Origin of the sequence: Faecalicatena orotica (assembly GCF_003149245.1) — a bacterium.
Taxonomy (GTDB): Bacteria; Bacillota; Clostridia; order Lachnospirales; family Lachnospiraceae; genus Faecalicatena_A; species Faecalicatena_A orotica.
In genome coordinates, this window is sequence record NZ_QGDL01000015.1 from 26232 (window position 1) to 41465 (window position 15234).

The 15234-nt window shown below is 45.5% G+C and carries 15 protein-coding genes; 12 read left to right on the forward strand and 3 right to left on the reverse strand.

Annotated elements, in window-relative coordinates:
• Positions 1-230: 230 nt before the first annotated feature.
• The 11 genes from argC to A8806_RS20825 all read left to right on the forward strand — a co-directional run bounded on the left by argC (position 231) and on the right by A8806_RS20825 (position 12030).
• On the forward strand, positions 231-1271 hold the full coding sequence (gene argC / locus A8806_RS20775) for an N-acetyl-gamma-glutamyl-phosphate reductase (protein WP_109733094.1): 1041 nt from the start codon (positions 231-233) through the stop codon (positions 1269-1271).
• A 125-nt stretch (positions 1272-1396) separates the two neighbouring features.
• On the forward strand, positions 1397-1846 hold the full coding sequence (locus A8806_RS20780; RefSeq protein ID WP_109733209.1) for a GNAT family N-acetyltransferase: 450 nt from the start codon (positions 1397-1399) through the stop codon (positions 1844-1846).
• A 69-nt stretch (positions 1847-1915) separates the two neighbouring features.
• A complete protein-coding gene (gene argJ / locus A8806_RS20785) occupies positions 1916-3139 on the forward strand; it encodes a bifunctional glutamate N-acetyltransferase/amino-acid acetyltransferase ArgJ (protein ID WP_109733095.1) in 1224 nt (407 codons plus the stop codon).
• Between the two features lie 98 nt (positions 3140-3237).
• Entirely contained in the window at positions 3238-4137 is a 900-nt protein-coding gene (gene argB / locus A8806_RS20790) for an acetylglutamate kinase (RefSeq protein WP_109733096.1), read from the forward strand.
• Positions 4127-5311, forward strand: coding sequence for an aspartate aminotransferase family protein (locus tag A8806_RS20795; RefSeq protein WP_181368813.1), 1185 nt, complete (start codon positions 4127-4129; stop codon positions 5309-5311). Before argB ends, A8806_RS20795 begins: the two co-directional genes overlap by 11 nt.
• 90 nt (positions 5312-5401) lie before the next feature.
• On the forward strand, positions 5402-5833 hold the full coding sequence (locus A8806_RS20800) for a DMT family transporter (protein ID WP_109733097.1): 432 nt from the start codon (positions 5402-5404) through the stop codon (positions 5831-5833).
• A gap of 130 nt (positions 5834-5963) precedes the next feature.
• Complete coding sequence (locus tag A8806_RS20805; RefSeq protein WP_109733098.1) at positions 5964-6617, forward strand: helix-hairpin-helix domain-containing protein; 654 nt, start codon at positions 5964-5966, stop codon at positions 6615-6617.
• Between the two features lie 92 nt (positions 6618-6709).
• Positions 6710-7399 (forward strand): response regulator transcription factor, encoded by a 690-nt coding sequence (locus tag A8806_RS20810; protein WP_109733099.1) that lies wholly within the window; start codon positions 6710-6712, stop codon positions 7397-7399.
• A complete protein-coding gene (locus A8806_RS20815; protein WP_109733100.1) occupies positions 7356-8828 on the forward strand; it encodes a sensor histidine kinase in 1473 nt (490 codons plus the stop codon). The genes A8806_RS20810 and A8806_RS20815 overlap by 44 nt, the downstream gene beginning before the upstream one ends.
• 14 nt (positions 8829-8842) lie before the next feature.
• Positions 8843-9781 (forward strand): GerMN domain-containing protein, encoded by a 939-nt coding sequence (locus A8806_RS20820; RefSeq protein ID WP_109733101.1) that lies wholly within the window; start codon positions 8843-8845, stop codon positions 9779-9781.
• A complete protein-coding gene (locus A8806_RS20825) occupies positions 9778-12030 on the forward strand; it encodes a DNA internalization-related competence protein ComEC/Rec2 (protein WP_109733102.1) in 2253 nt (750 codons plus the stop codon). The genes A8806_RS20820 and A8806_RS20825 overlap by 4 nt, the downstream gene beginning before the upstream one ends.
• Here the strand turns inward: A8806_RS20825 and A8806_RS20830 are convergent.
• From A8806_RS20830 to A8806_RS20840, 3 genes are read right to left on the reverse strand one after another with little or no spacing between them, the layout of a single operon-like run.
• Entirely contained in the window at positions 12002-12691 is a 690-nt protein-coding gene (locus tag A8806_RS20830; RefSeq protein WP_109733103.1) for a response regulator transcription factor, read from the reverse strand. The two genes, A8806_RS20825 and A8806_RS20830, sit on opposite strands and share 29 nt — an antisense overlap.
• Before the next feature lie 28 nt (positions 12692-12719).
• Entirely contained in the window at positions 12720-13760 is a 1041-nt protein-coding gene (locus A8806_RS20835; RefSeq protein ID WP_109733104.1) for a HAMP domain-containing sensor histidine kinase, read from the reverse strand.
• 29 nt (positions 13761-13789) lie between these two features.
• On the reverse strand, positions 13790-13966 hold the full coding sequence (locus A8806_RS20840; protein ID WP_181368814.1) for a hypothetical protein: 177 nt from the start codon (positions 13964-13966) through the stop codon (positions 13790-13792).
• A gap of 213 nt (positions 13967-14179) precedes the next feature.
• Between A8806_RS20840 and A8806_RS20845 the strand changes: the two genes are divergently transcribed.
• Positions 14180-15211, forward strand: coding sequence for an NAD-dependent epimerase/dehydratase family protein (locus A8806_RS20845; protein ID WP_109733105.1), 1032 nt, complete (start codon positions 14180-14182; stop codon positions 15209-15211).
• The last annotated feature ends 23 nt before the right edge of the window (positions 15212-15234 follow it).

Below are 15234 nucleotides of genomic sequence, written 5' to 3' on the forward strand. Positions count from 1 at the left end.
ACACTTGCATAATATACAATACGGATGTATAATTATGCAAGTGTTATTTATGTTTATGCAGAGTGATTACAACTATTATGCAGAAGAGGGGGACTGTACACGTCTTTCTTCCATGTTACCGTTTACACCCTAAGGGCGTGCACAGCAACAAGGGGAAGTCCGGAAACTCTTTACTTCATGCAAAAAGTGGTATATGATAATAAGTTAGAAAAGGAAAGGAAGTAGTACTTATGATTAAAGCAGGGATTATCGGGTCCACAGGATATGCAGGCGGCGAACTTGTCAGGATCCTGACAGCACATAAAGAAGTGGAGATCGTCTGGTATGGATCCAGAAGTTACATAGACAAGAAATATGCACAGGTGTATCAGAACATGTTTCAAATTGTAGACGCAGTGTGCATGGACGATAATATGGAGGAACTGGCTGGCCAGGTAGACGTGATTTTTACGGCAACTCCCCAGGGACTGTGTGCGTCACTTGTAAATGAAGAAATTCTTTCAAAAGTTAAGATTATAGATTTGAGTGCAGATTTCAGAATCAAAGATGTGTCTGTATATGAAAAGTGGTATGGGATTGAACACAAGAGTCCGGAATTTATAGAAGAAGCTGTATACGGTTTGTGTGAAATCAACAGAGAAGATGTAAAAAAAGCGCGGCTGGTCGCCAATCCGGGATGCTATACGACCTGCTCGATCTTAACTGCATATCCGCTGGCAAAAGAAGGCCTGATCGATATGAGTACACTGATCATAGACGCGAAATCCGGAACCTCAGGGGCCGGAAGAGGCGCAAAGCTTCCTAACCTCTACTGTGAAGTCAATGAAAACATAAAGGCATATGGCGTGGCAACACACCGGCATACCCCTGAGATAGAAGAACAGCTGGGATATGCTGCAGGAGAAAAAATCCTTGTGAATTTTACCCCCCATCTGGTCCCAATGAACAGAGGAATCCTCGCAACAGAATATGCAAAACTAAAAAAAGAAGTCACCTACGAAGAAGTAAAGGCCATATACGATAAATACTATGCCGACGAAAAATTTATCCGGGTACTCGACAAAGATATCTGCCCCGAGACAAAATGGGTCGAAGGCAGCAATTACGTAGACATAAACTTCAAAATAGACGAAAGAACCGGACGCATCATCATGATGGGGGCTATCGACAACCTCGTAAAAGGCGCGGCAGGTCAGGCAGTGCAGAACATGAACCTAATGTTTGGCTTTAAAGAAACAGAAGGACTGGAACTAGTACCAATGTTCCCTTAATTGGGGACGTAATCTTTTTAAGGTTTACTACGTCCCCAATTGAGTTAAGTGGTGTACCTAAATGAATGAAGTGGTGTACCGGAATGAAAATTGTGGTGTACCCGATTGGAATTGAGAGGATAAATATGATTCGTGTAATGACAATAGAAGACTATGACGGTGTATATGCCCTGTGGATGACAATCAAGGGTTTTGGCATTCGCAGTATTGATGATTCCAGAGAGGGAGTGAGACGCTTTCTTAAGAGAAATCCGGCAACGAGTGTGGTTGCAGAGGAGGACGGGAAGATTGTCGGCAGCATTTTATGCGGACATGATGGCAGAAGGGGTTGTATGTATCATGTGTGTGTGGATCGGGAATATCGAAGACGCGGTATTGGCAAAGGCATGGTTGTCATGGCTATGGAGGCATTAAAAAAGGAAGAAATCAGCAAGGTTTCTCTGATTGCATTTACAAAAAATGATGTGGGAAATGCATTCTGGAATACGATAGGATGGACAGAGCGGCTGGATTTGAATTATTATGATTTTGTTTTGAATACGGAAAATATTACAGCTTTTAATCAAAGCGAATAATTTTTGAAAGTTTTTATTTTAACTATTGAATACGTACGAATTGAATGGGTAAAGAAAGGAATGGAAAGTATGAAAATTATTAAAGGCGGAGTAACCGCAGCAAAAGGATTTGAGGCAGCATCGGTGGCAGCAGGGATTAAGTATAAAGACCGTACGGATATGGCACTTATATATAGTAAGAAACCGTGCAAGACAGCAGGAACATTTACGACAAATGTTGTAAAAGCAGCACCTGTTAAGTGGGACAAAAATGTAGTGGAAAACGGTATTAAATCACAGGCAATCGTTGTAAATTCGGGTATTGCCAATGCCTGTACAGGTGAAGAGGGTTATGGCTATTGCGAAGAAACTGCAAAAGCCGCAGCAAAAGAACTTGGCATAGAGGCAGAAGGTGTCCTGATCGGCTCAACAGGTGTGATCGGCATGCAGCTTCCAATTGATAAATTAAAAAATGGTATAGCAAAACTTGCTGTTAACAAAAATAAAGATATTGAAAGCGGAACGCAGGCTGCGAAAGCGATTATGACTACAGATACAGCAGAAAAAGAAATTGCTGTAACAATTGAAGTGGGCGGTAAAACAGTAACAATCGGCGGGATGGCAAAGGGCTCTGGGATGATTCATCCAAATATGTGTACGATGCTTTCCTTTATTACTACCGATGCGGTTATTTCAAAGAAAGCACTGCAGAGTGCATTAAGTGAAGACGTCAGTGAGACTTATAATATGATTTCTGTAGATGGTGATACATCCACAAATGATACAGTTCTGCTGCTCGCAAATGGGCTTGCTAAGAACGAAAAAATCAAATACGGAACAAAAGATTATGAAAAATTTGCGGAAGCCCTTCACATAGTAAACGAATATCTTGCAAAAAAAATAGCAGGTGACGGTGAAGGTGCGACAGCATTGTTTGAAGTGAAAGTAGTGGGTGCATCAGACAAGACTCAGGCAAAAACTCTCGCGAAATCAATTGTTTGTTCCAATCTCACGAAAACCGCGATCGCAGGACATGATGCAAACTGGGGGCGAATCTTGTGTGCAATGGGATATTCTGGTGCACAGTTCGAACCAGAAAAAGTAGACTTGTTCTTTGAAAGCAAAGCAGGGAAAATACAGATCATAGAAAATGGTACTGCAATTGATTACAGCGAAGAAAAAGCAACAGAAATACTCTCTCAGTCCGAAGTAACAGCAATTGCCGATATCAAAGAAGGTGCAGAAACAGCAACTGCATGGGGATGCGACTTAACCCACGGATACATCGACATCAATGCAGATTACCGTAGTTAAGTCATTTTGGTACACCACTTTTGACGTTTTGGTACACCACAAAAGTTAATTTGGGACGTAGTAAACATGAGAAATATTACGTCCGCAAGGAGGGTTTTATGAACGAGAATATGCAGCAATACCTCGACAAGGCGCAGGTTTTGATTGAAGCGCTTCCGTACATCCAGCGTTTTAATCGTAAGATTATCGTTGTGAAATATGGCGGAAGTGCTATGGTTGATGAGGACCTGAAAAAGCAGGTTATTGAAGATGTGACTTTGCTGAAGTTGGTTGGCTTTAAGCCAATTATTGTGCATGGCGGCGGCAAGGAGATCAGCAAATGGGTAGGCAAGGTAGGCATGGAGCCGCAGTTTATTAACGGGCTGCGTGTGACGGATGCAGATACGATGGAAGTCGCAGAGATGGTGCTGGGCAAGGTAAATAAGAGTCTGGTGCAGCACGTGGAGGAACTGGGTGTCCGTGCTATTGGTATCAGTGGCAAGGACGGCGGACTTCTCAGGGTGGATAAGAAGCTTTCAGGCGGAGAGGACATTGGTTTTGTCGGTGAGGTAAAGAAAGTCAATGCAGACATTTTATATGATCTTCTGGAAAAGGATTTCCTCCCGATCGTATGCCCGGTAGGAATGGACGATGATTTTAATACATACAATATCAATGCAGATGATGCGGCCTGTGCGATTGCGCGTGCCGTGAAAGCGGAGAAGCTTGCTTTTCTGACGGATATTGAGGGGGTCTATAAGGACCCGGAGGATCCGAAGACGTTAATCTCTGAACTAAGGGTTGATGAAGCCCAGAAACTGATGGCTGACGGATATATTGGAGGCGGCATGCTGCCGAAACTGCAGAACTGTATAGATGCCATAGAGAACGGGGTTTCCAGGGTGCATATTCTGGACGGGCGGATTCCGCACTGCCTGCTTCTGGAAATCTTCACAAACAGAGGGATCGGCACCGCAATTTTAAATGGAGAAGAAAGCAGGTATTATCATGGTGAATAAAAAGATTCAGGCCTCAGAAGAGAATCTGATCCATGTGTACAACCGTTTTCCGGTTGCACTGGAGCGCGGAGACGGCATGTATGTATATGATACAGACGGCAGGGAATATCTGGACTTTGCCGCCGGGTTTGCAGTGACCGGGCTCGGATATAATCACAAAGAGCTGAATGATACCCTGAAGGAACAGATTGACAAGATCTACCATATCTCCAATCTTTACTATCATGAGAACTGCGGAGAGGCGGCCAAAGAGCTGAACCGGATTTCAGGAATGGACAGAGTGTTCTTTACGAACAGTGGAAGCGAGGCAAATGAAGGCGCGCTGAAGGCGGCGAGAAGATACGCATATACAAAGCAGACGGGAAGATATGAGTTTATCGCGATGGAAAATTCATTTCACGGAAGGAGCTTCGGCGCCGTGTCGGTTACAGGACACGACTCATACCGGGAACCATTCGAGCCGGTTGTGCCGGGCGTACGTTTTGCAAAGTTTAATGATCTGGACAGTGTAAAGGAACTTATAAATGATAAGACGTGTGCCATTATTCTGGAGGCTCTTCAGGGGGAAGGCGGCATCAATCTGGCTTCTTGGGAATTCATGAACGGCATCCGGGAACTGTGTGATGAAAACGGTATTTTAATGATCTGCGATGAGATTCAGTGCGGGATGGGACGTACCGGTGATTATTTCACCTATCAGGGATTCGGCGTAAAACCGGATATTGTTACGATGGCAAAGGCGATCGGGAACGGCATCCCGGTAGGAGCTTTTGCAATGACAAACGATGTTGCAGAATATTCTTTAAGACCGGGAGACCACGGGGCGACCTACGGAGGAAATCCGCTGGCCTGCACAGCCGTGAAAAAGGTCATTGAAATCTTCGAGAGGGACCACATTGTAGAGCATGTAAGGCAGGTGGCGCCATATCTGGAGAAGCGGCTGGATGAGCTTGTTGATGAACTGGACTGTGTTGTCAGAAGAAAAGGAAAAGGACTGATGCAGGGGCTGGAATTCAATATACCTGTTGCTGAAATCAATCAAAAAACAATCGCGGAGGGACTGCTTGTGATACAGGCGCAGGGCAATGTAATCCGTTTCCTCCCTCCGTTAATCATGGAAGAAAAACATGTTGATGAGATGATTGAACGCCTAAAACGCGCTCTTACAAGATAAATACTTCAAGATAAAAATACTTATAAAAACCATTCATTGGGACATACTACTTATGACACGCAGAATAAAAACTGCAGGAGGTATGAGAAAATGATTGGTTTTTTTATTGCCCTGCTCTCAGGAGCATTGATGAGTGTGCAGGGTGTATTTAACACACAGGTGACAAAAACAACCGGCATGTGGGTCGGCAACGCATGGGTGCAGCTGTCTGCATTTGCGGTCTGTCTGGTGGCCTGGTTTATCACAGGGCGGGACAGCATAACGGCAATTGCAAAAGTAGAGCCGAAATATATGCTTCTGGGCGGGGTGATCGGCGCGGGGATCACTTGGACAGTCATCAAAAGTATGTCTGCACTCGGACCGGCGAAGGCCGCGCTTCTGATCGTGATCGCACAGTTAATTGTGGCATATGTCATTGAACTGCTCGGTATTTTCGGAGTGGATAAGGCACCTCTGGACTGGAGAAAAATCGGGGGACTTGCACTTGCACTGATTGGGATCGCCATATTCCAGTGGGAATGACGGGGCAGGCTGTAATAAAGATGTAACAAAAACGTAAAAATATGTATTGTAATTTAATCTATAATTCGTTACAATATTAATGTCCGGCATTGGGGGATTTCTAAACGTCTGGTTCAGACGGGAGGATAAGATGAAGGGCAAGAGATTAAAACGAATCTGTACATTTCTGTGTATATTCACTGCCGCAGCAGTCCTGACGGCGGGGTGTGCGAAGGAAAAGGCAGATGATCTGACGGAGCTTGAGTTAGAACAGACCGGGCAGGGTCAGGCAGAGACGAAGGGAAAAGAAACAGAAGGGGCTGTGAACGGCGGTACAGAGGAACAGAAGGATGAAGACACAGTTTTTGTTTATGTCTGCGGCGCGGTGAACACTCCGGGAGTATATGAATTATCCGGCAAAGCCAGGGTATATGAGGCCATTGCACGGGCAGGCGGCACAAGAGCTGACGCTGCATCTGAATCACTAAATCAGGCAAGGGCAGTAACGGATGGGGAGCGCATTTATATACCAACGCTGGAAGAACTGGAAAAAGGGATTGTAGACGGCGAAGTGCCGGAAGTAACGGGATCGGATCAGAAAGATGAGGGAAAGATAAATATTAATACGGCTGGAAAAGAGGACTTAAAGACCCTGCCCGGTATAGGTGATGCCAAGGCAGACAGCATCATTTCTTACCGGGAAATGAACGGAGGGTTTCAGGCCATTGAGGACCTGATGAATGTTGAGGGAATCAAAGACGGCGTGTTTAATAAAATAAAAGACAAAATTACAGTTACAGGCTAGAATGTGTTTGAGTATTCAGTGTATAATCAGGAAACAGCAGTACATATGATTGATCAAACACGCTCAATGTAAGAGTTAAGGGAAAGAGGAGTATGGGCAAGAAGAAAATCTTAGTAGTAGATGACGAAAAATTAATTGTAAAAGGGATTCGTTTCAGCCTTGAGCAGGACGGCATGGAAGTAGATTGTGCCTATGACGGCGAAGAGGCGCTAGAGTATGCGAAGAACTGTGAGTACGATCTGGTACTTCTTGACGTAATGCTTCCAAAGCTGGACGGATTTCAGGTCTGCCAGCAGATCAGGGAATTTTCGGATATGCCGGTTGTAATGCTGACGGCAAAAAGTGAGGATATGGATAAGATTCTGGGACTGGAATACGGTGCAGACGACTATATTACAAAGCCATTCAACATTCTGGAGGTAAAAGCCCGCATCAAGGCAATCATGAGAAGAACTGCAAAGAGAGAAGAACCGGCCAACAGTACAGTAATCGTGAAGGGCACCATGAGGATCGACTGCGAAAGCCGCAGGGTATTTATCGGGGAGCGGGAGATCAATCTGACAGCGAAAGAATTCGATGTACTGGAGCTGCTGGCAATGAATCCAAATAAGGTATACAGCAGGGAGAACCTGCTGAATCTGATCTGGGGCTATGATTATCCCGGAGATGCAAGAACAGTGGATGTACACATCAGGAGGCTGCGTGAGAAGATCGAGCTGAATCCGAGCGAGCCGAAATATGTACATACAAAGTGGGGAGTTGGTTATTATTTCCAGGGGTAGTTTTCATTTCAGGTTTAACAGTAAATTCTTAAAAAGTCTGCGGTTCTGTATCATTGAGCTGCTGCTCGTAGTATCCATTGTACCGTGTTTCGCCGCGTACAACGGGATCATTAAATCCTATGAATCGAGAGCCGTATCATTAAGGACCGCAGAGATACAGAATCAATGTACAATTCTAAGCAATCAGCTGAACAGCTATAATTATCTGGCGGATACGTCTTCCGAAGTTATCAATGCAAGTTTAACGCAGTTAACGAATATTTATAATGGGCGTGTGATGATCGTAGATAATGATCTGCAGGTCGTAAAAGACACGTATTCGCTGGATGAAGGGAAGACGATCGTGTCTGAGGACGTCATCCGCTGTATGAAAGGGCACAGTACTAATTTTTACGACAAGGAAAACCGGTACATAGCAGTGACCTCCCCTGTCATGGAGGGAGACTCAGAGCGGATATCGGGAGTCATACTTGCCAGCGTATCGACAGATACGATCGAGGACAGCCTGGAAATTCTCAGGACGAAGGGCAGCGCCATTATCGGGATTGTAATTATACTGATGCTGGGCATAAGTCTCTTTATTGCAGGACGGATTGTCAGACCCCTGCGCAGAATTACAGAATCCATTGCAGATGTGTCAGAAGGGTATGACGATGAAGTACTGCATGTTAATACATTTACGGAGACGAAACAGCTTTCAGAGGCATTTAATAAGATGCTGGGACGTCTGAAGCAGCTGGACCAGTCCAGAGAAGAGTTTGTATCCAACGTCTCACACGAGTTGAAGACACCGCTGACATCCATGAAAGTACTTGCAGATTCCCTGCTTGCGCAGGAAGATGTACCAATCGAGCTTTATCAGGAATTCATGGGGGATATTGCAAAAGAAATCGACAGAGAAAATGACATCATAACGGACCTTTTATCTCTTGTTAAGATGGACAAGACTGCAAAGGACCTTCATATCAAATCAGTAAATATCAATGAATTGCTGGAACTGATTCTGAAGAGGCTGAAGCCGATCGCAGAGACGAAGAATGTGGAAGTGGTGCTGGAAAGTTTCCGGCCGGTAACGGCTGAGATTGACGAGGTGAAGCTGACGCTCGCCTTCTCCAATCTTGTAGAGAATGCAATCAAGTACAACCATGAGGGCGGATGGGTCCACGTCTCGCTGAACGCAGACCATAAGTATTTTTATGTAAAAGTAGCAGATTCCGGAATCGGGATACCGGAAGAGGACCAGGTTCATATTTTCGAACGTTTTTACCGGGTGGACAAGTCTCATTCAAGGGAAATGGGCGGGACTGGCCTGGGACTGGCCATTGCAAGAAACGCGGTTATCATACACAGGGGTTCTGTCAAAATCTACAGCAATGAGGGGGAGGGGACGACATTTACTGTACGGATACCTCTGACCTATGTAGCTTAAGGAGGGCGCGAAAGATGGGAAAAAGAAAAAGCGGCGCCTATATGGTGATCTGTATATTGTTTCTTAGTATGTTCATATCTGCATGTTCAAAAAAAACAGAAGTGAAAGCCGGTGATCCGTACATTTACTGTCTCAATTCAGACAGGACAGGGCTTGTCAAGGCAGCCTATGAGAATACGGAGAAAGATCCGCTTAAGGCGGCACGGGCCATGCTGAAGGAATTGAAGAAGCCGACAGAAGATATAGAAATTACAACCCCCATCCCGAAAGATGTCAAGGTACAGGAAAGCGAACTGGAGGGTCAGGTCCTGTATCTGGACTTTAACGGGAAATATCTGGAAATGCCGCCGTTGGAGGAAAAACTGGTGCGTGCGGCGATTGTGCAGTCGATCGTGAGGATAGACGGGATCAGTGCCCTTTGGTTTACAATTGACGGAGAAGACCTGCATAACGGGGATGGGACACTTGCCGGTTTCTTAAATGAAGATGATTTTGTCCAGAATACGGATTCTTCCCTGAGCTCCTACCAGACAGGGACACTGACTTTGTATTTTGCAAACGAGGCAGGGGACAGGCTGGTCGAACAGGAGCTGGATGTAAGATACAGCAGCAATATGTCCAAAGAAAAGCTGATCGTTGAGAAGTTGATGAAGGGGCCTAAGAAAAACACTGGAAAGCCTACATTGAATCCAAATGTGAGTGTGTTAGGAGTGACAATTAAGGATGGGATCTGTTATGTGAATTTCGACGATGAATTCCTGACAGGCGGCGTAGACGTAAAACCGGAACTTACTATTTATTCTATTGTCAATTCCATCGTGGAAGGGACAACGGCAAGTAAAGTACAGATAACGATTAATGGAGAGAAAAATGTATCCTACATGGATACCGTAGATTTAACCCAGCCGCTCCAGAGGGATATGGAGTGGGTGGAGAAAACGGAGGAAGAATGATAAAACGGCCGCTTTGCGCTGCGGCTGTCCTCTTTCTTTGTATTCAGGCAGTTTTCACCGGCGGGCTTTTTCATGCACCAGATCAGAAGCCCGCCGCTTTTGAAAAAAATCTGGAATACAAAAGCGGGGTTGTCCTTACGGGCACCGTCTGCCGGAGAGAGGAAAAGCCGGATTATACAATATTATATCTAAAGGACAATCGTGTCCTTATGAAAAAACGAATCTTTCAGGAATCTAAAATTCTTGTTTATATCGAAACAACAAATCATATTTCAATCGGAAACAAAATCAAAGTAACGGGTCAGGCAGAAGCTTTTGAGGCCGCCAGAAATCCCGGGAATTTTAATCAGAAGTTTTATTACCAGAAACAGGGAATCCATGCATTTGTATGGGCAGACACCGTGGAAGTACAAAATCAGCATATTTTTTTACTGAGAGAAAAGCTGGCAGTATTAAGGGCGGAATGGAAGAAAAAGCTGACAGAACATCTGGGAGACTATTACGGAAACAGTATGAGTGCAATTCTTCTGGGTGACAAAAGTGAACTGGACAGCGAATTAAAGGACTTGTATCAAAAAAGTGGAATCGGGCATATTTTGGCCATATCGGGACTTCATATGTCATTCCTTGGTATCGGGTTATATAAAATACTAAGGAAAATCGGACTTAACTTCGCGGTGTCAGGCGGAATCGGAATTTGTTTTCTATTGGCATACACACTCATGATTGGATGCGGGGTTTCCAGTATCAGGGCGTTGGTCATGTTTATCGTCAGAATGGGGGCGGACATTACGGGGAGGGATTACGATATGCCTACCAGCCTTGCACTCGCGGCCGCGGTAATCGTTATATGGCAGCCCCTTTACCTTAAGGATGCGGGGTTTTTGCTATCCTTTGGTGCATTACTCGGGATCACGTCCGTGAATCCATGTCTTGAATCTTGTTTTCTTCAAAAAACAAAACAGAATGCTCTTGCGAAAAGTATCTGCGCAAGCCTGTCTATTAACTTAGTACTGCTTCCAGTCATGCTCTATTTTTATTTTGAATTTCCCCTATATTCTATTCTGTTAAATCTCCTTGTGATACCGCTGATGTCCCTTGTGCTTGGTGCAGGGGCAGCCGGCTCACTCATTTTAACTGTTCTTCCACAGGCAGGAGGGGGAATCCTTACGCTCTGTAAATGGATACTCATGCTGTACGAAGAAGCGTGCCGGACCAGTCTGTCTCTGCCCATGAGCCGGATTGTGACGGGAAAGCCGGGAAAGGGCGGCATGGCCATCTATTACCTCATTCTGCTGATGTTTTGCATAGCTGTGTATCTTATAAGAAACCGCGGCAGAAAGCACGGGATAAAGCGAAAGGGCAGAAGCAAAGCCGTGATTGGATGCATTACTATATTTGGTCTGTGTCTGGTATTATATGTGAATTGTACGATGAACTACGGCAGAAAGGGGGAACTACGTGTTACGATGGTTGACGTGGGACAGGGGGATGGCCTGTACATGAAGGGGCCGGACGGGATGAACTATTTTATAGACGGGGGCAGCAGTGATGTATCCTTGGTCGGGAAATACCGGATAGAGCCGTTCCTGAAATCGCAGGGGGTGCAGTCTTTGGACTATGTCTTTATCTCCCACGGGGATGCAGACCACATGAATGGAATCGGGGAAATGTTAGAACATCAGAATTTGGGAATCTCCATCCGCTGCCTCGTCCTGCCGCCCGCCGAAGTGCAGGATGAGACACTCATGAAACTGGCGCAGAAGGCAGAACAGAACGGTACCCGTGTCGTTGTCATGGAAAGTGGAGAAACACTTGGGGAATCGGGGCTTAAGCTGGTCTGTAAGGGACCGCTGAAGGATTATCAGGGGGAACCGGGAAATGCTGCGTCCATGATACTGGAGGTTTCCTATGGTGCGTTCCATATGCTGTTTACTGGAGATGTGGAAGGCGAAGGGGAAAAACTGCTCGAGCAAAGCGGCACGCTGGAACAGTACACTGTACTGAAGGTGGCACACCACGGTTCAAAGAATTCTACTTCAGAAGAATTTCTAAGGCTCACAGCCCCCAAAATTGCATGGATATCGTCCGGACTGCATAACCGTTACGGGCATCCCCATGAAGAAACGATAAAGAAACTTCAGGGGATAGGCGGCCGGATATACGGGACACAGGAACAGGGTGCCGTGACACTGGTAACAGACGGGGACAGACTGGAAATTACGACTTATCTGAAACAGACAAAGTGACCTTGTATCCGAGTCCTCGCACCGTAACAATCTGAAATTCCTTCCAGCTGTCGAATTTATTCCGGAGGCGGCTGATATGTGTCTTGATTGTATTTTCATCACTGTCAGTCTCGTAGCCCCAGATATCCTCCAGCAGCTGGTTTTTCGTAAATATCACATCAGGATAAGAAAGGAGTTTGAACAGGAGGTCAAACTCCTTTCTTGGAAGTTCGATGGAATCGGCAGTGTCAGCACGCGACACTGTGTAATTCGAGGAATCCGCAGTCACGGCTCCGATTATGATTCTTTTGTCTGCATGAATCTTTGCACGCCGAAGAAGCGCCTCGATACGCCAGAGGAGTTCTTCATGGTTCACAGGCTTTGTCATATAATCGTCCGTGCCAGTGGAAAAGCCCAGCCGCTTGTCTTCGAAGGCATCTTTGGCCGTGAGCATGATTACCGGGACATCCTGGTGATAACTGCGCAGTGTCCGTACAAGCTCATAGCCATCCATGTTAGGCATCATTATATCTGCCACAATAAGATCCACATGCTGTTTATAAAAAAGATCCAGAGCCTCCTCCCCGTCGCAGGCAGTGAGGACGGTATAATAGGGCTTAAGCCGGGCAGCAGTGAGAAGCCGTGTATTTTTATCATCTTCAACAATTAAAACAGTAGCCATAGTAAGCTCCTTTCCGTTAAAGCCATGTTTATCGTGACACATTAGTGGGGAGGATTACAGTAAATGTACTCCCTTCCCCCGGCGTACTGGCAACCTGAATCTCCCCGCCGCACAATTCCACAATCCGGTGCGCGATGGAGAGTCCCAGACCCAGCCCCTTTGTGGCGTGCGAAGCATCGGCCTGATAATATTTATTAAAAATACGGGATGTCTCCTCTTTTGTCATGCCTTTCCCATTATCTGCGACAGAGACATATATCTTTCCGCCGGATTCCTTCAAGTTGACTGTAATCCTGCCGTGTCCGGGGGTGAATTTGATGGCATTGCTGATCAGGTTCAGCCAGATATGTGACATGAGGGCGGGATTTCCCAGATAAGAGACAGGGTTTAAATCGGTATCTATCTCTATTAATTTTGCGCCCCAGTCTTTGGAAAGCAGGATTAAGTTCTGCCGGATCTGCTCATCAAGGGCATACCATTCCTGATCGATGATATTCTGCTGGCTGTCCAGCCGGGACATCATCAGCGTTTCCTCGGCAAGTTTTGAAAGGCGTGAAGATTCTTCGGCGATGATGGTCAGATACTGTCTGCGCTCCTCTTCTGTGACTTCTGTCTCCAGAAGCAGATTGGCGAATCCATTGATCGAGGTAATCGGGGTCTTGAATTCATGCGAAAAATCATTGATAAAATCATTGCGCAGTGTATGGACACTTTTCAATTCAGCCGTCATTTTGTTGAAGTTCTCAGCCACATCAGGCATAGGCGCCGCTTTTTTTACATCAAGTGTAACATCATAATTTCCCCCTGCAACCTGATTGATCGCATTTGCAAGAGTGTTAACCTTGCGGTTCAGATGGCGTGAAAGGAAAAACGTGTACAGTTCCATAAGGAGGGCCATAGGGATAATCATGCCAAGCCCAACCACGGGACGATAGTCAGTATTGTTGTAGTTCACAAAATATTCGACCAGCTCGTATGCCATAACAGACAGAAAGGCGGGGGCGATCGCGATAATTGCAAAATAATTAGGCAGTTTACTGGCATCATCCAGCCTTTTATTTCTTTTCAAATTCTTTACCTCCTGTGTTTGGCATTGTCTTAACGTGTATTATAACGAATCGGAAGACAGGGCGCAACTCTAAATACTTTTACAGCAGATTCTAATTTCTGCACGGTCCTTCCACAGATAATAATATAGTGGGTAGAGGCCATAATCCGGGCGGTTTCCAGACCCATCCCACTTCCGCCCCCGGTAATAACACATATGTTTTTCATGATAATCCTCCTGTTTTTTTATATTGTGGGTACTACTTTAATGACACAAGGTAAACTGAATGTAAACAGAAAAATATTTCTTCCGGTTTACGTTCAGTTTACATTCTCTTATTATGATGGCATCGTTGAAAGAACGGCAGGCGGGAAAGACTTTTTCCGTCATGCTGTTTCCTTAAGAATAGTAAAAAATCAAAATAAAAGGAGAACAATGAAATGAAAAACAGAATGTATTTAGTAACCGGGGCAGCAGGATTATTAGGAAGCAATATTACTAAACAGCTGATCGAAGCAGGTGAAGAGGTAAGAGCACTGGTACTGGAAGGCGACCCCGCGGTGAAACACGTGCCGAATCAGGCGGAGGTCATGTTTGGTGATATCACGGATAATGTATCATTGGAAAGATTTTTTACGACTGAAAACAGGGAAGTCATTGTCATCCATTGTGCCAGTATCGTGACGGTAGTGGATGAATACAGTAAGAAAGTATATGATGTGAATGTAAATGGGACAAGGAACGTCATAGAGATGTGCAGAAAACACCAGGTAAAAAAGCTGGTCTATATCAGTTCGACAAGTGCAATACCGGAATTGCCGGGAAATCAGATCATCCGGGAGACAGATCATTTCTCACCGGAAGGAATCATCGGATTTTACGGGCAGACAAAGGCAGAAGCGACGCAGATTGTTCTGGATGCTGTCAGACAATATCAGTTGGATGCGTCCATTGTATTTCCGACCGGAATCTGCGGGCCGAATGATTTTGCAAACGGTCCGGTGAGTTCCTTTATTAAAGACTATGTGGATGGAAAAATGCCAGCGGGCATCGAAGGGTACTTTAATGCCGTAGATGTACGTGACCTTGCAAAGGGCTGCATCTCCTGTGCAGAAAAGGGCCGCATGGGAGAAGGATACATTATGGGGAACCAACTCGTGACGATGCGGGAGATGTTTGACCTGCTTTCCGACATCAGCGGGTGTAAAAATGTGAAATTGATTCTGCCAATCGGTATCGGCAGGATGATGGGAAAATTGTGCGACCTGATGGGAAAAATCACCGGGAAACCGGGGCGCATGACTTCATTCGCCGTGTATAATCTCGCCAGAAACAATAACTTCTCCTATGAAAAAGCGGCAAAGGAGCTGGGGTACAGGGTACGCCCCTTTGCGGACACCATCCGGGATGAGATGGTGTGGATGAGGGATGAAAAAATGATTTCGTGGGAGGGGGAGTTGATACGGATATAAAGGTATAGACTGCTAAATCATTC

Coding starts and splice junctions, on each gene's coding strand:
- A8806_RS20795 (WP_181368813.1), top strand. CDS start 4,127: ATGGTGAATAAAAAGATTCAGGCCTCAGAAGAGAATCTGATCCATGTG.
- argJ (WP_109733095.1), top strand. CDS start 1,916: ATGAAAATTATTAAAGGCGGAGTAACCGCAGCAAAAGGATTTGAGGCA.
- A8806_RS20805 (WP_109733098.1), top strand. CDS start 5,964: ATGAAGGGCAAGAGATTAAAACGAATCTGTACATTTCTGTGTATATTC.
- A8806_RS20845 (WP_109733105.1), top strand. CDS start 14,180: ATGAAAAACAGAATGTATTTAGTAACCGGGGCAGCAGGATTATTAGGA.
- argB (WP_109733096.1), top strand. CDS start 3,238: ATGAACGAGAATATGCAGCAATACCTCGACAAGGCGCAGGTTTTGATT.
- A8806_RS20825 (WP_109733102.1), top strand. CDS start 9,778: ATGATAAAACGGCCGCTTTGCGCTGCGGCTGTCCTCTTTCTTTGTATT.
- A8806_RS20810 (WP_109733099.1), top strand. CDS start 6,710: ATGGGCAAGAAGAAAATCTTAGTAGTAGATGACGAAAAATTAATTGTA.
- A8806_RS20830 (WP_109733103.1), bottom strand. CDS start 12,691: ATGGCTACTGTTTTAATTGTTGAAGATGATAAAAATACACGGCTTCTC.
- A8806_RS20820 (WP_109733101.1), top strand. CDS start 8,843: ATGGGAAAAAGAAAAAGCGGCGCCTATATGGTGATCTGTATATTGTTT.
- A8806_RS20815 (WP_109733100.1), top strand. CDS start 7,356: ATGTACATACAAAGTGGGGAGTTGGTTATTATTTCCAGGGGTAGTTTT.
- A8806_RS20800 (WP_109733097.1), top strand. CDS start 5,402: ATGATTGGTTTTTTTATTGCCCTGCTCTCAGGAGCATTGATGAGTGTG.
- A8806_RS20780 (WP_109733209.1), top strand. CDS start 1,397: ATGATTCGTGTAATGACAATAGAAGACTATGACGGTGTATATGCCCTG.
- argC (WP_109733094.1), top strand. CDS start 231: ATGATTAAAGCAGGGATTATCGGGTCCACAGGATATGCAGGCGGCGAA.
- A8806_RS20840 (WP_181368814.1), bottom strand. CDS start 13,966: ATGAAAAACATATGTGTTATTACCGGGGGCGGAAGTGGGATGGGTCTG.